Source organism: Flavobacterium subsaxonicum WB 4.1-42 = DSM 21790, from assembly GCF_000422725.1.
GTDB classification, from domain to species: Bacteria; Bacteroidota; Bacteroidia; order Flavobacteriales; family Flavobacteriaceae; genus Flavobacterium; species Flavobacterium subsaxonicum.
Map to the genome: position 1 here is coordinate 1 of NZ_KE383910.1, position 22,028 is coordinate 22,028.

A 22,028-nucleotide genomic window follows, 5' to 3' on the forward strand; every position below is an offset into this window, starting at 1 on the left:
GGATCGCTAAACGCCATGTTCTTCGATAAGTTCGAGATAGGCGCTACCTACAGGTTAGACGACTCATTTGGCGGTATGGTAAACTATGCCATAACACCGAACATCAGGATAGGCTACGCGTATGACCACATCATATCCGACCTTAACGTAACCACACCGGCCTCGCACGAGTTCATGTTACTGTTCGATCTGAACTTCCCGAGAAAAGTATCCCGTTCACCACGTTATTTCTAACCTAAAAGCGACATAAAGAAACATGAAGAATTTATACATTACCCTTAGTTTTATGCTCGCCACTACGGCACTGATGGCGCAAAGCAAGGATACCGAGACAGCCGACAAACTATATGCGCGCTACGAATACGTAGAAGCAGCGGAAGCTTACCTTAAGATCGATAAGAAAGATGCTTACATCAATAAGCAACTGGCCGACAGCTATTACAATATGTTCAACAGCAAAGAGGCGGTAAAATGGTTTGCAAAAGCCACCGAAACCCCGCAGGATGCCGAGACGTATTATAAATATGCCCAGATGCTAAAGGCAGAAGGCAAGTACGAGGAGGCCAACAAGCAAATGACCGAGTTTGCTAAACTGGCACCAAAAGACCAAAGGGCCGTATCGTTTAACGAAGACCCTAACTACCTTCCTAAATTAAAGAGCCAGACCAAGTTATTCGACGAGAAGCTATTGGATATTAACGATAAAAAGTATGCCGATTTTGGCGGCGTACTTGCCGATGATAATACCTTTTACTTTGCAAGTTCGCGCAACACATCGCGTAAAACCTACGGCAGGGATGAGCAGCCTTATCTGGATATTTACCAGGCTACTTACAACAGCAACGGCACTCTTAGCGAGCCAACTACAGTATCTGAACTTAATACCAAATACCATGATGGCCCTGTAGCCATTACCGGAGACGGTAACACCATGTATTTTGCCAGTGAGAGCTTTAGGGAGGGCGATTCTGAAAAAGAAAAAGGCCAGTCTAAAAGCCTTATCTACCTTTATAAAGCCACTAAAAAAGATGGCAAATGGGCTAATGTGGTAGCGTTGCCTATAAACGATAAAAAATGGAACACCGGTAATCCGGCAATATCAAAAGATGGTAAAACACTTTATTTCTCTTCCGACAGGAAAGGTGGTATTGGAGCGTCTGACATCTGGAAGGTAGAGGTTAAAGGCAACAATACCTATGGCGAACCGGTTAACCTTGGCAAAAAAATAAATACAGAGGGCCGCGAGGGCTTCCCTTTTATTACCGATGATAATAAGCTGTTTTTTGCATCTGAAGGCCATAAAGGTTTTGGTGCCATGGATATCTTTTTTATCGACCTTAACCGCGATGGCGAGGTGGTAAACGTTGGTTTACCCGTAAACTCTAAAGACGATGATTTTGCTTTTAGCTTTAACGTGGTTAAAAATGTTGGTTTCTTTTCGAGCAGCAAAGCCGGTAAAGATAACCTATATATTGCATTACCTATTTGCGGCGTAGAAGCTGTTATTGCTGTTAAAGACACTAAAACCGGCAAAATACTGGCCAACGCCAGTGTTGCTATTTTAGATGAAAAACAAAACGTAATTGAAACCAAAACTACCGATGCTAACGGTAACCTTACTTATAGCGTAGACTGTAACAAGGCTTATACCTTACAGGCCAGTGCCGATGGTTATGAAACTAACAGTTTTGCACTGCCCAAAACCAATGGCGGTACTATAGATATTCCGGCAAGCCTTAAGCCTATAGACAATATTATTGTAGACGGCAAAATTGTACTTAACAGCATTTATTTTGAATTCGATAAAAGCAACATAACCAAAGAGGCGGCTTACGAGCTGGATAAACTGGTACAGGCCATGAAAACCAAACCGGAAATTGTGGTTATGGGTAAAGCACATACCGACACGCGCGGTAGTGCCGAGTATAACCTTAAATTATCAGACCAGAGGGCTAAGGCTGTGGTGCAGTATGTAATTTCTAAAGGCATTGCTAAAGAACGCATTAGCGGGCAGGGTTTTGGCGAAAGCGAACCTAAGGTTAACTGCGGCGACAACTGTACTGATGAGCAGCATGCACAAAACCGCCGTAACGAGTTTATTATTGTAAAGAGTTAGTAAATAAACAAATACAGGTTATATATTTAAACAGCCCCTATTATTAGGGGCTGTTTGCTTTAATATATTAGCGAAAATTTAAGATTTTAAGAGTTAACATTTAACTAACGCTTTATTAATTTTGTGTTAGTTAAACAGGTAACCGCTATGCCCATAAACCTAACCCAGATTGACCGTGTAGAAACAATCTCTAAAAAAGATTTCTATAATAACTATGTAAAAAAACAGAAACCGGTAGTAATACAGCGACTTACAGAAGACTGGCCGGCGTATGAAAAGTGGAAACTTAGCTACATAAAAAATATTGCCGGAGATAAAACCGTACCTCTTTATGACGACCGTCCGGTATCGCATAAGGATGGTTTTAATGAGGCACATGCCAAAATGAAAATGGCCGAATACATAGACCTGCTCGAAACCAAACCCACCAATTACAGGATTTTTCTGTATAACCTTATGAAGGAGGTTCCGTCTTTAAAAAACGATTTTAAGTGGCCTGATATTGGCCTGAGACTGGTTAAACAATTGCCAATGCTGTTTTTTGGCGGGGAGAATTCTAAGGTATTCATCCACTACGATATCGATTTTAGTAACATACTGCACTTTCATTTTAATGGTAAAAAGCGCTGTATTCTTTTTGCCCCAGACCAGACTCCTTATTTATATAAAGTGCCTCATGCATTAATATCGCGAGAGGATATTGATTTTGATAACCCTGATTTTGATAAATGGCCTGCCCTTAAATATGCGCAGGGCCTTATTGCCGATTTAGAGCACGGCGAAATGCTTTACATGCCCGAGGGCTATTGGCATTATATGAAATATGTTACACCCGGCTTTTCTATGAGTTTGAGGGCTTTCCCCCGAAGGCCTGCCAACCTAATAAAAGCAGTATATAACATTGCCATTATGCGCTATTTTGATAATTTTATGAGGCGCTATAAGGGCCAGCAATGGATAGATTATAAAAATAAAATGGCGGTAATTAACACCCATAAAAACCTTAATATACCGGTTTAGCTATAATTAGTAAATGTATGGTCCAGCTCCTTTAGGAAAGAAGAGGGATGCTTGAAACGGATATGGTAGCCATAAGAACATATTAACTTTGCATGGGTACCAACTTTTCCACATTTGATTACTTTTTTCTACATTTACACCCAGATGAACGAACCCTACAAATCATATTCGGTAGAAGAGGCAACCCGCAAGGCAGAGTATTATTGCGCTTACCAGGACCGCTGCCACGAAGAGGTACTGGCCAAACTTAAAAGCCTGAATATGATTCCGCAAGCCATAGACGTTATTATGGCACACCTTATAGAACACAACTTTTTAAACGAAGAGCGTTTTGCGTGCAGTTTTGCAAGGGGTAAATTCAGGATCAAGCACTGGGGCAAACGCCGCATAGTTAACGAGCTTAAGGCAAAAGGCATTTCTAAATACAATGTAGACCGGGCCCTTAAAGAAATTGGCGAAGACGAATATTTAGAAAGTTTCCACGCCTTGGCAGAGCATCAATGGGATGTTATGATGGAGCGAAACATCCTCAAAAAAAAGAAAAAACTGAGCGACTACCTGCTTAGAAAGGGCTTTGAGAGCAATTTGGTGTACGATAAAATGTCGGTTATCGATAAGGGCTGACAAATTATTTGTATTCCATAATTTTTTGTTAAATTGCTGCTTAACTATCACCTAATTTTTCAAAAAAAGATTGCCCGCCATGATGAGAGCTTTATGCCTTATTTTTCTGTTTACTACAAATTTTATAGTTGCGCAAAAGCCGGATTACGATTTTGCAAAAGCCGAAAAAGAGTCCCGTAAACTCATCTATTCTAATCCTGACAGTGCCCTTGTTTACATAAAGCGAACGCTTTCGCAAAAGGGTAATTTACACGATACAGTTTACGGTAACACTTATGCTCTTTATGGTATTTATTATGGCATGAAGGGTAAGCCTGATTCTACCATTTATTACGAGAAAAAATCGCTTGGGTATCTGGATGATTATCCTCGTAATAAGGCACGAAGCATTATGAACCTTGCTATTGGTTACAGGAATAAGGGCGATTATAACACATCTATAGAATATTTGCTTAAAAGTATAGAAATTAATAAAAAGCAAAAAAACAATGTTGGCATTGCCATGGCGTATGGCGAAATGGCCTCGTGCTATAACTACATGCTTAAATACAACAAATCGGTAGATTATTTGCTAAAGGCTATAAGCATCTTAAAAGCCGAAAACAACACCAAACAGCTTGTTGCGGTTAAGCAAAAACTGGCTAATACTTACCTGGCTATGGAAAATTATAAGTTTGCCATAGACCTGTACAAAGAAACATTAGCCGAATTTAAGCAGATAGGCATGCTTAAAAATTACTACCTTACCCTGGTTAACCTGGGCGATGCCCTGCTTACAACCGAAAGGTATACCGAGGCTAAAAAGGCACTTAATGAAGCTATGGGCGGACTGGCAACCTATGGCGATAAAGAACTGATAGGGATTTGCCTGTCTAAAATTGGGGCTTTAGAGTTAAAACAAGGCCAGCCGCAAAAAGCTGTGGTAACTTTAAAAAAGGCTACAGATAATTTACTTCCGCAAAAGTCGGCATGGCTGGTGGGCATAGGCGGGCAGTATGTAGATGCCCTTAATAAAACTAAAAACTATAAACAGGCACTGGAATTTATCCAAAAAGCCGACAGGCTAAACCTGTTTAACAAAGCTAATAAAGACGACCAGCTTAAATATAAAAATGCTGTTGCAGACACTTACAATGCTACCAACAACGATAAAGAAGCTATTAAGGCCTACCAACATACCATAGAAATTATGGATTCTATTGCCGAAGATAAGCAACGGGAGGCGATAAGAGAGGTGCAGGCTAAATTTCAGACCGAACTGCAACGCGAAAAAAACCTTGCGCTGGAGGCCAACAACAAAGGGCTGCAGAAAAGTATGGCCGCAGAAAAAACAGTTATGAACTTTTATATTTTTGGAAGCATTGCATTACTTGTACTTATACTAAGCGTATTGCTTAACTACTGGCTAAAAAACAGGTTGCAGCGCCAGGCCATTAAAACCGCCGAGGCCGATAAAATACTGCTCCAACAGCAAAACCAGCACGAACAGGAACTGGGCAAGGCCCAAAAAGAGGTTATTGAAGAGAAACAACGCGAGCTTACCTCTACCGCACTGCGCATGGCCAGCTATCAGGACAGCATTAACGATATTATACAAAAGTGCGAAAGCAATGCTATTGCACGGGTAGCCGATGTTAAAAAAGAACTGGAACACCTTGTAAAACAAGAAGATTACTGGAAACAGTTCGAAACGCGTTTTAACAGCGTTCACCCTAATTTTGGCAGTACCCTTACCAACAGGTTTGCTAAATTAACCAAGAACGATATCGAGTTTTGCTCGTTGCTTAAGCTTAATTTATCCAATAAAGAGATAGCATCGCTGTTGCAGATATCGCACGAAAGTGCCATTACTAAAAAATACCGTATTAAAAAGAAGATGGAAATTAATGATGATGCCGAGTTTGAGAAGCTTCTTACGGAAATTTAAACATCCAAATGAAATTACTACTACTTACTACTTTACTAACACTAAACTGTTTTGCCCAAAACCCACCAGGCAATTGTGGCAGCCAATGGCTTAAAGCCGATTATACCGGCCTGCAACAGGCTCAAACCGCAAGTGCTACCGCAGATGCCGTTATCGCTGCCAATACCGCTCATGATACTGTTATAGCAAAGGCGTATACTACAGCAGGCATTTACATGGATTTTAATGGCCAGCGCAAAGAGGCTTTAACGTCTTATAACAAGGCTTTAGAGCATTTGCAGCCGTATAAATTGCAGCAAATTTACGTCTACATTAATAAGGCTATAGCTTTAGAGCAGTTGAACGATTACCAGAAAATGTTTACAGAGGCCAATAAAGCCATGACTCTTAGCAATAAATATGGTACCCCGGTTACTACGGCACTTGTTTACCAAACGCTTGCTACATATTATTTCCGGACCGATAATATGGCTAAAAGCAGCAGTTACCTGCTTAAAGGCATAGCAATACTGGAAAAGCAGAACAACCGCTGCTATCTACCGCTATTAAAGCTAAGCCTCGCCAATACCTACATACAAACCAACAATTACCAGTTTGCCGCCGACTTGTTTAAAGAATATCTGGACAACAATACCAACGCCAAAGGCAGCAAGCAGTATACTATTGCCATTGTTAATTATACCGAATGCTTAATTGAACTGAACCAGTTAGAAAAAGCGTTTACCCTCTTAGAAAATGCCCTGCCCGATGTTAAACTGGCTGGTGATAAGGAACTTGAAGCTGTTTTATACTACCGCCTTGCCAATTTAGAGAACCGGAGAGAACGTATAGAAAGCTCGTTAACCTTTTATAAAAGGGCTTATGTATTGCTTGGCGAAGGCAAATCGAGATTTTCTACCAATATTTTTACCGATTATTTAGAGGTTCTTAATAAGGCAAAAAAGTTTAAAGAGGCCGGGGCATTAATGGAATCGTTCAAAAATTCTGACGCGTATCGCAAAAGCACCACACAGGACAGGTTTGAGTATGAGCAGTCGGCAGCAGCTATTTATAACAAAACAGGCAATTTAAAAGAGGCCAACCGCGCCCTTACCGAAGCGCTAAGGCTGTGCGACTCGCTTCGCCAGGTAGGCAATGGCCTCCGCGAACAGGAAGTGCAGGCGCAATACCAAACCAAAGTACAACGCGAACAAAATATAATACTGGAAAAAAGGATAAACCGCGAAAACCTGCTTATTGTACTCTATATTATTTTAAGCCTGGCCATAATAATTATAGGTTACATGTATATAAGAGGCTACCGCCTTAGGCACCGCCTTAATAAAGAGCGCTTTAAAAATACGGTAGCCGAAAAAAACCTTGCCCAACAGCAACGCGACTACGAGCAGGAACTAAGCAACAGCCAGAAAACTATTATAGACGAAAAACAGCGTGAGGTAACTTCTATGGCCTTGCGCCTTGCCAGTTATTATGATCATATAAACGATCTTGTTGCCAGGGTTAACAACTCCAGTAATATTGCCGAGATTAAAAAAGAGCTTCAGCAAATTGTAAAACAAAAAGATTACTGGAACCAGTTTGAAACACGCTTCAACAATCTTAACCCGGAGTTTGCATCATCGCTTGTAAATAAATATCCTAAGCTAACAAAAAACGATGTGGAGTTTTGTTCGCTCATCAAACTAAAACTTACCAATAAAGAAATTGCATCGCTATTACAAATTTCTCACGAGAGTGTAATTACCAAAAAATACCGCATCCGTAAAAAAATGGAATTGCAGGATGATGCCGATTTTGAGAAATTACTGTCCGACCTATAAGTTAAAGTTTTCATAATATTTTCAGACTATATTTAGCTACGCACGACGCTTATTTTAGCTATGTCTATGCATTTTGTCTATTAATTTTGCACGTCATCCGTAACCAATTGATTATCAATGCGTATTTATTAGTCAAATTTTGACTTGTCTATGTTTTGTCTATTAACATTTCTTTAAGATATAATAATAATGTAGTTACTTTGTCCTCAGCAAGCAACAGTTAAACGGCGTTTGCATACATCATACTAATTACTATTATTACTAAAACAAAACCATGCAAAACACAAAGACAACACAACTACAATATTAAGGCCGCCCCGCCCTAATGCTATTTTTTAATATAAAAATCGCCCCCTTATTTATATTGTAAACACCGTAAATTTCTCACTTAAAATGAGAAATATAGTTTAAATAAGATATAACATACGCAACTGATCATTGCAGTTAAATCTTCAAAAATTAAGAATACAATTGTTTTTATAACACAAAAATTACATTCTAAAAAAAGCACCCAGAATAGTTATGCCCCCCATAACTACCTAAAATTACTTTACTAAACAAAATGAAAAAAGCATTAATTTTACTATTGCTATTGCCTTTTATTGGCTTTTCGCAAACAACACTAGTGCAATGGAAAGGTACCAACGTACAACCTACCGCATCAGTACTTGTAGCCAACATTACATCTGCCAATATATCTGGTAACAACGTTAACTTTGCAACCCAAAACTGGGGTAACCCCAATGCATTTCACAGTTCTGCATGGCCTACATCAACTACTCCCGATTATACAAAATATATTGAGTTTAGAATAAGCGCTAACACTAATTACAATATAAATCTTAGCGCGCTTAACTTTAATTATTTTGTTGACGAGGCAAGTGGCCCAAATAAATTTGAGGTTAGATATTCTACAAGTTCAGCATTTACTAACAATGGTACTCTTATAACTGGCAGCACAACTACTACTGCAAAACAAGCTATTACAGAAAAAAGCATTAACCTATCAGGAATAACAGTAAACTCTGGCCAAACACTATATATAAGGCTTTATGCTTACGAAAGAACAAACAGCTGGGATGGCACACTTTTTAGGCTACAGCATAGCATAGGAGGCTCTGTTGGCCCTTATATTACTGGCCAAGTAGTTTCTTCTACAGGTGTACAGGCTATTGCCGATAACATTACCACTACAGAGGCTACAACAGTATCAAACTTTAATATTTTAGGTAACGATACGGCATCTGCCGGTTTAACTATCAACAACAACAGCTTAGCCGTTAGCCAGCCACCTGCAGGCAAAGGTACTGTTACTGTAAATTCAGACAAAACAATCAATTACAATCCGGGTAGCTTTACAGGTTCAACATCATTTACATATACTATAGCCAGCACAACAGGCGGTTATACAGCTACCGGTACAGTTAACGTAACAGTAACCCCTTTTGTTGGCCCTACAGCTAATACAGATACGGTTACTTTAGTGCAAAACTCGTCTATTGCAATCAGTGTATTAAGTAACGATACTTTTGGTTCAACTATCGTAGTATCATCGCTAACAAAAACCAACCCTACACACGGTACGGTTACAGTAAACAGCAATAATACTATTACCTATACCCCTACAGTGGGCTACAGTGGCGCCGACTCTTTTACTTACACTGTAAAAGATGCCAACAACAAACAGTCGACCGCTACAGTAAACATTACTGTAACACCATTTGCAAGCCCTACCGCTAATCCAGATACTGCAAATACAGGTAAAAACATTGCAGTTACTATAGATGCACTTGCTAACGATATTGCCGGCAGCGGAACTATTAGCACAATTAGCCTTGTAAGCACAACCCATGGTACAAGTACAATTGATAGCTATAAACGAGTTGTTTATACTCCAACTAATAACTACATAGGTGCTGCCGTTGTAACGTATACGGTTACAAACAGCAATGGTAAATCTACCAATGGCACTATAAACATTACAGTTGTGCAAACTGTGGCACCAACAGCCACTAACGATAGCGCAACTACAGCAAAAAATAATGCAATTACTTTAAATGTATTGTCTAACGATGTTGTGGGTGCCAACGCTACCCTAAAATCTATAGAAATTGTTACTGCACCTGCCAATGGCGATGTGGTAATAAATGCCGACAATACTATTACCTACACACCGGTAAATGGTTTTTACGGCACCAATACTTTTAGCTATAAAATTACCAACAGCTTTAACCTAAGCAGCACTGCCACAGTATCTATTAGTGTGATTAATCAACCTTCGACAGGCGCATTATGCGGAACATATACTGTTGGTAACGGTGGTAACTATGCCACTATTACGGCTGCCGTAACCGACTTAAACCTTAAAGGCGTACAGTGCCCGGTAACGTTTTTACTTACAAATACATTATACTCCAATGCAACTGGAGAGGCTTTCCCTATCCAGATAAACCAGTTTACAGGTACATCGGCTACAAACACAGTAACTTTTAAACCGGCTACAGGTAAATTTGTAAGCATAGAAGCTACAGGCGACTACCTAAAAAGTGTATTTAAAATTGTAGGTGGCGATAACATAGTTTTTGATGGAAGTAATGCTACAGGCGGTACTACCAGAAACCTTACTGTAATACATAAAGACAACCAGGGAGATTCTGAGCGTGCTATATTCTGGATCGCATCTACTACAGCAGCCGGTGCAGGAGCAACTAACATTACTATTAAGTATACTAACATAAAAATGCTTAATAAAAACAATGCATGGGCATTTTGTGCAGGTATTTACAGCGGTGGTTCTGATAATATAAATGCAGCTTCTACAGCTGTCGCAAACAACAATAAGCTAACTGTTTTTAGTAACGACTTTACCAATGTTAAACAGGGTGTTTATGTTAACGGAAACGCTACTACTCCAACTACTAACGTAATTGTACATCAAAACGACCTTGGTGCCGAAAACAACAGCGAAACTATCATACAGCCGGGTTATTTTAACAACGTAAACGGCTTTGAGTACACAGAAAACTCTATCTACAACCTTTACAGGGATAGTTCAGGCGGATCGTTACTTGCATCAGGTATATGTGTAGAGGGTAACTCACAAAATGGATCTATCCTTAAAAACGACATAAAAACACTTACAAAAACTTTAGATGAGGGTAACTATTTTGGAGGAATTGTATTAAACTCAAGTAATGCAACATCTAATATACTTGTTGCCAATAACTTTATTGCCAATGTATCGGGTTACGGCGCAGGAGATTCTGCCAAAAACGGACACGGTATTGTATTAGCGCAGGGTGGTGGTTATAAAATATACCATAACACAGTTAATTTAATTACTAACCCCACCAATGGCGGTGCTTCATCAGCATTATATGTTGCCGGAGGCGTTACAAGCTGCGATGTTAAAAACAACGTATTTGCTAACAATCAGACCGGTACAGGCCTTAGGTGTGCAATAATGATAACTAAGGAAGCAGCAGATATTAATAACGCAAACTTTGTATTTAATTACAATAACTTATCATCATCAAATAAATTTGGTTACATAGGTACTAACTCTACATGGTATAATGATGCTAATGCCGGCTACATAACTACGTTTGAAGCATGGAAAACTACTACCAATAAAGAGGCAAATTCTACCAATATCATCCCTGTGTTTGCTACCGCTACAGATTTGCACCTGGATACCGCTAACGCACAAAATACAGGCCTTAATAATACAGGTACACCGTTAACCCTTGTTACTAAAGATATAGACGGCCAAAAAAGAAACACTGCAACACCGGATATGGGTGCAGATGAGTGGGGTGTTTTAACCTTGCCACAACCGGGCTCTAACGACGGTATTTACTGCGATAGCTCTACAACCTACAGCACAACACTTTGGGCTAACGGCACGCATTGGAGCAATGGCGAACCTACCGCTTATAAAGATGTTATTTTTAATGGCGACTACGTTAAAGCAGGTGGTACATTTAATGCTTGTTCTATTTATGTGCTTGCAGGTGCCAATGTTAACTTTACAACCAATGCCAATGTAATTGTTCAGCACACGCTAAACATTGCCACCGGTGCTACCTTTGCAGTAGAAAGCGGCTCTAACCTAATACAGGTAGAAAACGACAAAAATGCAGGTACTGCCGTAATTAAAAGAAACAGCGGCTTTCTTAAAAGGCTGGATTACACCATGTGGAGTGCCCCGGTTACAGATGCAAGAACTACCGGCTACCAGTCGCTTGCTACATTCTCTCCGTTTACATCGGCTTCACGTTTTTATCAGTTTATTACTGCTAACAACATCTACCAGTCTATTACAGCTATTACCACTACCAAATTTGCTTTAGGTAAAGGTTATCTTATACGCATGCCTAATGCAATTAACGGTACACCAAACAACGCGTACTACCAGGGTAATGAGCGCATTAGTTTTGCAGGTGCTTTTCAGGGTACGCCAAATAATGGTAACATTAAAATTGCTTTAGAGTATGGCGCTGCTCCAACAGCACGCTACAACGCAATTGGTAACCCATACCCATCGCCAATAAGTATAAAAGACTTCTTAACTCAAAATATAGATGTTATAGATGCTACAATGTACTTTTGGAGAAAAACAAACGACTCTGAACAAACAACGTACTCTGTAATAAACCTTACAGGTTATAGTGCAAATCAGGCACCGGGCGGAACCAGCGAAGATGGTAACCTGCTTATTAAAGACCCGTATACCATAGATGCCGATAAAGGTGTGCTTAACACAGGCCAGGGCTTTATAGTAGAGGCCAAAGGAGCTAAAGAGGTAGTGTTTAGAAACAACATGCGTGTAAAAAATAACTCTGAGTATTTCTTTAAAACTGCCCAGGACAGTACAAGCACTGCAGAAAATGTAGTAACTGAAGGCCGCGTATGGCTTAACGCTACTAACACTCTTGGTGCATTTAGCCAGGCTATTGTAGCTTACAACCCTGCAACTACTCTTGACTATGATAATGGTTACGATGGTAAAGCCCTTGCAGCAGGCAATATTAGTTTATATTCTGTATTGCAAACACAAACAGATTCATTACATTTGATAATCCAATCGCGTGGCAGCTTTACAGTAAACGATACGGTAGCAATGGGTTACACCGCAGCAACAGCCGGACAGTTTGATATTGCCATAGACCATAAAGATGGTGTTTTTAGCACAGATCAGGCTATTTATCTTGTAGATACCTTTACCGGATCTATGCGTAACCTTGCCGATGGCAGCTATACCTTTACAACCGAAGCCGGTACCTTTAACAACCGCTTTAAAGTTGTGTATGCCCTAAAAGGCGAGCTTGGTACAGATACCCCTGTGGTAGATGCTAAACAACTGGTTGTATACCGCGATGGCAAACAAATAAACATAGAAGCACCTGCTACTATTAAAACAGTAACCGTGTTTGATATGCTTGGCAAAAATGTTTACACTAAGAATAACATAGATAATACTACCTTTGCTACAGACAGCTTAAACGTAGCACAACAGGTACTTATAATACAAATAACACTGGATAACAACCAGGTTGTTTCAAAGAAAATTATGATGAATTAATATAGTCATAATGTTTTAGTAATTTTTTAGTTGGATGTAGCTCCGGGACGTAGTAAACCCCGGGGCAAACTAAAAGCTTAAATTGCTATACTAATAAAACTGCCAATTGCGTTACTGTACCATAACAGCCTTACGCAGGCACACAGCAACTTTATAATGTTATGCATTATAATGTTTTAGTAATTTTTTAGTTGGATGTAGCCCCGGGACGTAGTAAACCCCGGGGTAAACTAAAAATTATTTCTTAAATAAAAAAACAACATAGCCGGTCCTGCTACAGAATCTATAACAGCAAGGCTCACAATATATTATAGCGTTATGCGCTATAATGTTTTAGTAATTTTTTAGTTGGATGTATTGCCTCGGGACGTAGTAAACCCCGGGGTTTTTTATTTGTAATCGTTTCGTAAACAGCTTATAATAAACACAATAACCACTACCCTGTGTTCTTCCATTTTAGATGGTTGTCGTTCCTGACTTTGTGATTAATCAATCCCCATTGCTTTGTGGTTAAAAGCTAATGACTGGCATTAATACTGTGTATTTACTTCGAAACCACCACGCTTACCGCATTACCGCCAAAGCCAACCGCATTTACCAGTATCTTTTTAAGGGGCCTGCCCTCCTGTTGCGGCATAAACGGCGAAGGTATAAAATGGTTGTGTTGCAGCATCATAACAGCAAACTCCAGGCTCAGCAGCCCTGATGCGCCAAAGGTATGGCCTATCTTCCATTTGTTGGTGGTAAGCAGCGGCAGGTTAGTGCCAAACACCTGTTGCACAGCAGCATATTCAGATGTATCGCCTTTAACCGTTCCCGGGGCATGCATGACTACAGCGTCGATATCATTGGGGTCTATACCCTCTAACGCCATACGCATCGATTTTTGCATGCAATCTGCTTCCGCAGAAATAGATACGCTGTGTTTCAGCACCTCGGTAGCATAGCCGATACCTTCTACATAGGCCAGTGCATCAGGAACATACCCCAGCTCTAAACACGCCATACCCGCCCCTTCGCCCAACACCATGCTGCTTTGTGTCTTATCCAAATCTAAAGCGCGGCACGGATAGGCATCGGTACTGTTAGAATATATTTTCATGGCCTGCATCTGGGCAATGGTAAACGGCGTTAAAGGCGCCTCGCTGCCCCCTACAAGAAACTTAGTAGCCATACCGGCACGTAGCCATGCCACACCGTTTAAAAGCGCGTGCAGGGCCGTAGAACACGTAATGGAGTGCGATATATCGGGGCCGTTGCTCTTTAAGTCCTGCGCCACCCACGATGAGATATTGCCAAGCGTAGTAGCGGGCGATGCCTGCACAGCGGTCTTGCCGGTCTGTAAAAATTCTTCGAAGTGGTTCTCAAACAGCTCAGTAGCTCCGCGCGATGAACCAATGTTTACGCCAAAAATGTCATCTGTGCCCCAGCCCGATCGCTGCACTGCCTGCCGCGAAGCCAGCATGGCATATAAAACCGACTTATCCAGGCTTTTATAATTGGGATTTGAGTTTTTAAGTACCTCAACCTCTTGCACTAACGCACCGGAAAGCGCTGCTGTAGGCACGTTTTTACCGCCTACAACATTGCTTTTTATAAGCGAATCGGTATCGAGGTACTGCTGCCAAACCCCCTCAGGATCAACACCTAAAGGAGAAAAAGAAGCTATAGCCGTAATGGAAACAGGTGTTACCAAAGTATGTTTATTTTCTGCAAAAATACGTCAAACATAAAACAATGTTATGTTACTGTATTAGTGGCTGTTAGTTAATAGTATCTATGGCTTCTTCTATGGTTTTATAGATGGTTGCCAACAAATCATCCGTAATTATATAGGGCGGCAGTACATACACAATGTTACCTACCGGCCTCATTATTACACCTTTACTTATAAAGAAATCGTAAAGTTTGTTTCTAAAGTCGCCGTAATAATCTTCGTTGCCTTCACGCACAATTTCCAATGCCAGTATAACGCCCAATACCCTGACAGTCTTAACCTTAGGATGATTTTCTATCACCGCCTTAAACGCTAAGTGCCTGCTGTTTACGCGCTGTATGTTGGCCTGCATGCTATCAGTCAGCAACAGGTCCAGGCTTGCCAGTGCCGCCGCACAGCCGGTTGGGTTGGCCGTAAACGTATGCCCGTGAAACAGTGCTTTATTAACATCGGTATCATAAAAGCCATCAAATATTTGCTGGGTAAAAGTGGTAATAGCCATAGGTATGGTACCACCGGTAAGTGCCTTACTAAGACACATCATATCAGGCTGTTGACTAAGATAATCGCAGGCAAAGTTTTTGCCTGTTTTACCAAAACCCGTCATTACCTCGTCGGCTATGGTAAATACGCCGTGCTGTTTGCAGATAGCTATCAGGTTATCAAGGGTTTCCGGCTCGTACATAACCATTCCGGCAGCTCCCTGAACAAGGGGTTCAAAAATAAAGGCGGCATACGCGCCTGTTGCAACCAACTCCTGTAAAGCATCATAACTATCTTGTTCTCTGCACTTTACGGGTACAGGAATACGCTGCACATCTATCAGCGACCCACGAAATGCCTCGGTAAAGAACGAGATACCGCTGGCTGCCATGGCCGCAAAGGTATCGCCATGAAAGCCATTTTCAAAGGCTATTATCTTTGTGCGCTTCTCGCCCTTGTTGTAAAAGTATTGTAATGAGGCCTTTATAGCAATTTCTACCGCGGTGGACCCGTTATCTGAAAAGAACAGTTTACGCTGATTATCAGGCAGTATAGCCATAAGGCGTTGTGCCAGCTGCACGGCAGGTTGGTGTGTAAAGCCGCCAAACAGCACATGTTCCAGCGTTGTAAGCTGCTTATAGATGGAGTCGGCAATGTGTTTGTTGCTGTGCCCGAAGGGGTTAACCCACCACGAGGCTATGGCATCTATATACTGTTTGCCATCTTCATCCCATAAAAGGGCGCCTTCGCCACGGGTAATGGCAATAGGCGTTGCAGCCGTTTTGTGCTGTGTGTAAGGGTGCCAAAGGTACTGATTATCAATAGCTACCGTACCTGTTCCTTTTTTATTATTATCGTTTAAATCTTTCAACTTTAATTTTTTAAATCATTCAATTTCAACAAATTATCCCTAAAATTATCGGCATAATCGGCAATAACGTTAGCATCAAAATAAGGCTCGTTTTCAATATGGCCAATCAGGGTTAACCCCGTCTTGCTCAATATGATATCTTCTGATGAAGGCAGTGCATCGCCATTAAAAACAATACCGGCAATAGCAATGTTTCGTTGCTGTAACGCATTAATTGTCAGTAGCGTATGATTAATACTCCCCAAATAATGGCGCGACACCACTATTACTTTATAGTCGGGTTTAATAAGGTCAATAATAGTGTCTTCCGCGTTAAGCGGCACAAAAATGCCCCCCGCCCCTTCTATAACCAAATGGTCGTTAGTTATCTCTGGTTCAGATATTTGACTAACATCTATAGTAATCCCATCCAACTCTGCCGCCAGGTGAGGGCTTGCCGGGGTGTTTAGTGCGTAGCTGTTGGGGTGTATAACCGTCTTATCATTACTAAGGTACTTCTTAATCTTATGGCTGTCAGAATCTTGCAGGTCTCCGGCCTGTATGGGTTTCCAGTAATCGGCCTCCAGGGCCTGGGTTACAATGGCCGCCGCAATGGTCTTGCCCACATCGGTACCAATGCCTGTTATAAATAATTTCATGTAGTATTTTTATTATATATTCTGACCCAAAAAGGCTTAATATTTCACTTTCGGACTTTGAGTTAGCGTTATTTTGCAACACGCCCGCAATTGTAAAGCGAGCTCCAAAAATACAAAATAGTTACCTGCCATTTTTTAAAGAAAGTATGCCTGCATAGTTTTATAAAAGCATACAGGTAATTTTAATATAATATTACCACTTAAGGATATTAGAATTACTAATTTTGAGTAGAAGCATTTAAAATTTAACACGTTTTTACTGATATGGAACTAAAAGTACCCAACTACATTAAAACGGTTTTTATAGCCCTGCTAATTATCATAATTATCTTTTTTATGATAGTTGCCAAGACTATCCTGGTGCCGCTTTTGGTATCGGGCTACATTGCCATGCTGCTAACATCGTCCTGCAACAGGCTGGAACGCCGCAAGATACCCCGTAGCATTGCCGCTGCAATCTGCCTACTGCTATTTATAACCGTTATTGGCGGTGTCTTCTTTTTAATCTACTTACAGGTGCGCGGCTTTATGGCCGATCTGGGCGATGGCCTTACCGAAAAACTAAACACCTTTGTTATAGAGGCTAACCGCTGGTGCATGGATACCTTTGGTTTTGACTTGGGTATGCCCCGAGGCTTCGAAATGAAAAAGGCCGTAGAAATTGTACAGCCCGAAGAAGGCGGCACTACCCAATTGGTTTTCAGCACACTAAACACCATATCTAACATTATACTGCTGCCGGTGTTTATATTCTTTTTGCTTATTTACCGCGATCACCTGGCCGTGTTTGTTACCAAAGTATTTAGTAAACAGGACAATACGTTCTTATTGGACAAACTAACCTCCATCCGAAAAATTGTACATGCCTACATATTAGGGGCCGGCAAGGTAATGCTTATACTGGCCGTGGTAAATACCGCCGTACTGTTTGCGCTGGGCATTAAGCACGCCATATTTTTTGGGGTACTGGCCGGTATGCTTAACATTATTCCGTACTTAGGGCCATCGTTAGGGGCCATACTGCCGTTTTTGTTTGCGCTTATAACCAAAGACAGCCTGTTTTACCCTATGGCAGTAGTAGTAGCATTTACACTAATACAACTGCTTGAAGGTGCGGTTCTTACACCAAAAATTACAGGGGGCAACGTTAGCCTAAATGCGCTGGTAACCTTTTTAGGCTTGCTTATTGGCGGTGCTATTTGGGGTATACTGGGCATGATACTCATAATCCCAACCATTGCGATTATGAAGAAGCTCTTTGAGCTGAGCCCTGACACCCAGCCCTATGCCTACCTTTTTGGCGAAGAAGACAGCAATTGGTTTAAAAAGCGGGAACGAAAGACTAAAAAAGCCCAGGCTCTGAAGGAAAAAAGCGCAGAGCATGATGAGGAGGTAAAAAAGATCATGAAGAAGGGAGAGAAGAACTAAGCAGTTCCAGCATTTGGGTTATCTGCTCTTGTGTGTTAAACGAGTGCAGGCAAAACCGCAGCCGCTCCTGCCCCTGTGGCACCGTAGGCGAAAGTATGGCCTTTACGCCAAAGCCTTTTTCTTGTAAAACTGACGATATAATTTTTACATTTTCGTTACCGGAAATTACCATGCAATGTATAGCAGAGCTACTATCTATAAAGCTTTTCAGCTCCAATCTTTCGATTTCCGATTTAAAAAAACTTATGATATGTTTTAGCTTGTTACGCTCTTCAACACATTGTTCGAGGTAGTTATAGGCCGTTAAAATGGTGGCTAAAGAGTGGGGCGGCAAACCGGTGGTGTAAATAAAGCTGCGGGCATAATTGGTTAAATACCGCTTTAACCCTGCCGACCCTAATACCGCCGCGCCGTGGCATCCAAGCCCTTTGCCAAAAGTTACTATTCTCGCAAAAACCTTATCCTGCAGGCCCAGCTGCTGCACCATACCCTCGCCTTTGTTGCCAAAAACGCCCAGTGCATGGGCCTCATCTACCACCAGCCTGCAATTGTATTCGGCGCAAAGTAAAACCAGCGCGGGCAAATTGGGGCTGTCGCCATCCATCGAAAAAACCGACTCGGTTACTATAAACACTTCCGCCTCAAGGCTCCTTTCCCTATGCCGTTTTAAAGCCTCTGTAAGCACCTCAATATTGTTGTGCGCAAACTTATAGGCACTGGCATTACTAAGGCGTATACCGTCTCGTATAGAGGCGTGTATGTACTCATCATACAGCACCACATCGCCCTTTTGCGGCACGCACGAAAAAAACCCCACATTGGCATCGTAACCGGAGTTAAACACCAACGCGCTATCTATATTATGAAACGCCGCCAGGTACCGCTCTGTAATGGTATACAGCCCGTGGTTGCCCGATATTAGGCGCGACCCCGTTGCGCCGTTGTGCACTATGTTGTTTTGAAGCAGGTATTTATGCGCCCCGTCGAATATCAATCGGGAGGCAGAGAACCCAAGATAGTCGTTAGAACAAAAGTCGGCCATAGTATGCTCACAGCCCAAAACCCTGAGCGAATTGTTACGGCTGCGTTCGGCCAGCTTGTCTACTAACGATTGCGGAAGACTTTTCATAACTCAAAAATACACAAATAAAATGTAATGTAAAAAAACAAAAATATTGTTTTTCGGCTTTTTGTTATCGTTTATCAATAATTTATATATATTTGCTGAATCAAAACAATCAAACCATGAAAAATTTATCACTACTTAAAACCTTAACAAAAATACTGTTTGTGCTGTGCCTTATCGGGATCTTTTTTTACGTGCCCTTTATACTAATGGTAGCGGTATTTCCGGAAAGTGTACCTGTAAAAATTAATGGCGAAGCCGCAACCACCACCACCGTAGAAACCCTTATACTAATGCTGGCCCTGGGCATTGGCTTCGCGTTTTTTACCTATGCCCTCTACCTCTTTAAAAATGTACTGGAGCTTTTCCAGAAGAAAAAGATATTTCACGACGATGTTATTAAAAACTTTAACCAAATTGGTAAGGCCATTATAATAGGTTACTTTATCATGGTACTATCTTACGTTGGTTACTGCCTGGCCGCACAAAAGCTGATAGAAATTTCTGCAGAGGGCTTTAATCAGTCTATATTAACCGTTGGCCTGGGACTGTTTTTTATGGTATTGAGCGAAGTGTTCCTGATGGCAAAAAACATTAAAGAAGAAAACGACTTAACAGTATAACCCCATGAAATATCATTTAAACATTATACTGTTGGCCCTGCGTGCCGCTATAGTACTGGTTTTTGGCATGGTTGCCTTTTATGCTTTAAACATTTACGACAGCATTTTAAACCCCAATGCCGAAACGGTTGTCGACTCGTACCTGCCCCAATTTAAAATTCCGCAGTTTATAATACCGCCCGCCTGGGGTACACCGGTGTTTTTATCGCTGTACTTACTACTATTAATCTACCTTATCTTTAAGCTGTTAGAACTGCACAAAAGCCTGGCCAATTTAAAAAATGGCCATGTGTTTTACGAGCGGCAATCGGCAGAGTTTAAGTCGGCCGGCAGTGGCATTATTATTTTTGCCAAATGCCAGTACCTGCTGTTTTGCACCCTGGGCACCCTGGTATATGCCAATATAGCCATATTTTTAACCGAGCTGCCCTGGTTTTTTGCACTGTACCTGATAGGTAAATTTGTTTTACTGCTGCACTACATGGCACAAAAAGGCGAGTTTTTACGTGAAGAGAACGAACTAACTGTTTAGTTATGAAACACCATTTAAACATTATACTACTGGCATTGCGGGTTGCAATTGTAGTAGCTGCGTGCATGGCCGGATATCAGTTTATTTGCTTTGGTGCCTGTATGTATTATCAGGATGCTTCTTTAAGCTTATTAAACCATTATTTTACCCCCCTTGCGCCTAACCATAAATACGGTAGTTACCAAGCCCAGTTTTTACCCTGGTATTGCCTGTGCTATGGTTTTTTGCTTACTTATTTTACACGTGTTTTAATACGTTTACGCCAATGTTTTGTAAAGTTTAAAGCGCATACTATTTTTTACGAAGAGCAGGCTCAACAAATAAAACGTGCCGGCACAGGTATTATACTTTTTGCCAAAGGCCGGTATTTATTATTGTGTGCATTTGGAGCCATTTTTTTTAATGCAATACAACTGTTTGTAACAGAAATACCTGTTTTTTTAATGTTTTACCTATTAGGCAAATTGATATTAGTGTTGCACTGTATGGCTAAGAAGGGCGCTTTTTTACGCGAAGAAAACGAATTAACCATTTAACCATGCCTATAATTATAAACCTGGACGTTATGCTGGCCAAACGCAAAATGCGCAGTAACGAGCTGGCCGAAAAAGTGGGCATAACCACCGCCAACCTCTCCATTCTAAAAACGGGCAAGGCCAAGGCCATACGCTTTAGCACCCTCGAACTTATTTGCGAAATTCTGGACTGCCAGCCCGGCGATATTATGGAATTTGTAGATGACAATAAATTGTAAACCTGGATAAATGGAACGCGCCTGCCCGGATTAAAATGGAACGCGGATGACACGGGTGCTGCGCAGCCGCTGATTTGCACAGATTTTTAAAAAGTTATTCAAACATTACCCGAAACCGTCATTGCGAGGCACGAAGCTATCTCATTATTGAAACTTTGCGAAATAAAATGGAACGCGCCTGCCCGAATGGTACAGGCGGGGACGGCACGGGTGCTGCGCAGACGCGGATTTGCTCAGGTTTTGCAGCTTCACACCATTCTAATAAACCAAACGCAAACCATTTAATCTTAAATAGATTGCTGCGCTCCGCAGGCTGCGCTCGCAATAACGGCATCGGGTAAAGTCAGGCAAAAGAAGGTATACACCAAAATCTAAATCTCCCATAAAAAAAACCCTTCTTATTGCTAAGAAGGGTTTTTAGTAAGTATAGATGAATTTCTAATCAACCAAAATAATGATTCTGTTGTCTTTAAGTTCTAATGTACCCGCTGTAATAGGCAGTACGAACTTTTGGTCTTTGTCTGATTTTGTAAACCTGTCTGAAAAAGCAGCATTGGTTTTAAAATCAGGAACCGCAATCTTAACGTTTCCCTGCACCAATATCGAAACAATGTTGGCGTGGTGGTTAAGCATCTGGAATTCGCCATCTACACCCGGTACAGTAACCGATGTTACTGCGCCTTTAAACAAATGGCCTTCCGGCGATACTATTTCTAATGATAACATAGTTTTAGTTTTGGGTTACGTGTTACGGGTTTTGAGTTA

Annotated in this window: 17 protein-coding genes; 12 read left to right on the forward strand and 5 right to left on the reverse strand. The window is 41.2% G+C overall.

Annotation, left to right across the window (positions count from 1 at the left end; translation table 11 throughout):
• The 7 genes from G509_RS22355 to G509_RS0116710 form a co-directional block, all read left to right on the forward strand.
• Positions 1-234, forward strand: a 234-nt coding sequence (locus tag G509_RS22355) for a type IX secretion system membrane protein PorP/SprF (protein WP_035739283.1), incomplete at its 5' end; no start/stop codon positions are given.
• 22 nt (positions 235-256) lie between these two features.
• Positions 257-2,116 (forward strand): OmpA family protein, encoded by a 1,860-nt coding sequence (locus G509_RS0116685; RefSeq protein WP_026992582.1) that lies wholly within the window; start codon positions 257-259, stop codon positions 2,114-2,116.
• 147 nt (positions 2,117-2,263) lie between these two features.
• Positions 2,264-3,136: a cupin-like domain-containing protein gene (locus tag G509_RS0116690; protein ID WP_035739284.1), complete on the forward strand. Its 873-nt coding sequence runs from the start codon at positions 2,264-2,266 to the stop codon at positions 3,134-3,136.
• Between the two features lie 144 nt (positions 3,137-3,280).
• Positions 3,281-3,760, forward strand: coding sequence for a regulatory protein RecX (locus tag G509_RS0116695; RefSeq protein WP_026992584.1), 480 nt, complete (start codon positions 3,281-3,283; stop codon positions 3,758-3,760).
• 79 nt (positions 3,761-3,839) lie between these two features.
• A complete protein-coding gene (locus tag G509_RS0116700) occupies positions 3,840-5,687 on the forward strand; it encodes a tetratricopeptide repeat protein (protein WP_081663336.1) in 1,848 nt (615 codons plus the stop codon).
• Positions 5,688-5,695: 8 nt separating this feature from the next.
• Positions 5,696-7,507, forward strand: a complete 1,812-nt coding sequence (locus G509_RS0116705) for a tetratricopeptide repeat protein (RefSeq protein WP_026992586.1) — start codon at positions 5,696-5,698, stop codon at positions 7,505-7,507.
• A gap of 562 nt (positions 7,508-8,069) precedes the next feature.
• Entirely contained in the window at positions 8,070-13,091 is a 5,022-nt protein-coding gene (locus G509_RS0116710) for an Ig-like domain-containing protein (protein WP_026992587.1), read from the forward strand.
• A gap of 544 nt (positions 13,092-13,635) precedes the next feature.
• Here G509_RS0116710 and G509_RS0116715 read toward each other — a convergent pair.
• The 3 genes from G509_RS0116715 to bioD form a co-directional block, all read right to left on the reverse strand.
• Positions 13,636-14,787: a beta-ketoacyl synthase N-terminal-like domain-containing protein gene (locus G509_RS0116715; protein ID WP_026992588.1), complete on the reverse strand. Its 1,152-nt coding sequence runs from the start codon at positions 14,785-14,787 to the stop codon at positions 13,636-13,638.
• A gap of 67 nt (positions 14,788-14,854) precedes the next feature.
• On the reverse strand, positions 14,855-16,162 hold the full coding sequence (bioA, locus tag G509_RS0116720) for an adenosylmethionine--8-amino-7-oxononanoate transaminase (protein ID WP_242604895.1): 1,308 nt from the start codon (positions 16,160-16,162) through the stop codon (positions 14,855-14,857).
• Between the two features lie 2 nt (positions 16,163-16,164).
• Positions 16,165-16,800 carry a dethiobiotin synthase gene (gene bioD / locus G509_RS0116725; RefSeq protein ID WP_026992590.1) on the reverse strand — a complete coding sequence of 212 codons (636 nt, stop codon included), beginning with the start codon at positions 16,798-16,800 and terminating at the stop codon, positions 16,165-16,167.
• 264 nt (positions 16,801-17,064) lie between these two features.
• On the opposite strand from bioD, the gene G509_RS22360 reads away from it, so the two are divergent.
• A complete protein-coding gene (locus G509_RS22360; protein ID WP_035739286.1) occupies positions 17,065-18,228 on the forward strand; it encodes an AI-2E family transporter in 1,164 nt (387 codons plus the stop codon).
• On the opposite strand, the gene G509_RS0116735 is transcribed toward G509_RS22360, so the two are convergent.
• The gene (locus G509_RS0116735) at positions 18,203-19,357 is read right to left on the reverse strand and encodes an aminotransferase class I/II-fold pyridoxal phosphate-dependent enzyme (protein ID WP_026992591.1); all 1,155 of its coding nucleotides are present in this window, start codon (positions 19,355-19,357) and stop codon (positions 18,203-18,205) included. The two genes, G509_RS22360 and G509_RS0116735, sit on opposite strands and share 26 nt — an antisense overlap.
• A 116-nt stretch (positions 19,358-19,473) precedes the next feature.
• Here G509_RS0116735 and G509_RS22995 point away from each other — a divergent pair, with 116 nt between their 5' ends.
• Genes G509_RS22995 through G509_RS0116755 form a run of 4 tightly spaced genes read left to right on the forward strand, consistent with a single transcriptional unit; the run spans position 19,474 to position 21,263 of the window.
• The gene (locus G509_RS22995) at positions 19,474-19,977 is read left to right on the forward strand and encodes a DUF2975 domain-containing protein (RefSeq protein WP_051200348.1); all 504 of its coding nucleotides are present in this window, start codon (positions 19,474-19,476) and stop codon (positions 19,975-19,977) included.
• Positions 19,978-19,981: 4 nt separating this feature from the next.
• Complete coding sequence (locus G509_RS0116745) at positions 19,982-20,509, forward strand: DUF2975 domain-containing protein (protein ID WP_026992592.1); 528 nt, start codon at positions 19,982-19,984, stop codon at positions 20,507-20,509.
• 2 nt (positions 20,510-20,511) lie between these two features.
• Complete coding sequence (locus G509_RS0116750; protein WP_026992593.1) at positions 20,512-21,045, forward strand: hypothetical protein; 534 nt, start codon at positions 20,512-20,514, stop codon at positions 21,043-21,045.
• A 2-nt stretch (positions 21,046-21,047) separates the two neighbouring features.
• On the forward strand, positions 21,048-21,263 hold the full coding sequence (locus G509_RS0116755; RefSeq protein WP_026992594.1) for a helix-turn-helix domain-containing protein: 216 nt from the start codon (positions 21,048-21,050) through the stop codon (positions 21,261-21,263).
• A gap of 438 nt (positions 21,264-21,701) precedes the next feature.
• Here the strand turns inward: G509_RS0116755 and G509_RS0116765 are convergent, their stop codons facing one another.
• Positions 21,702-21,989, reverse strand: a complete 288-nt coding sequence (locus G509_RS0116765; protein ID WP_026992596.1) for a F0F1 ATP synthase subunit delta/epsilon — start codon at positions 21,987-21,989, stop codon at positions 21,702-21,704.
• Positions 21,990-22,028 lie beyond the last annotated feature (39 nt).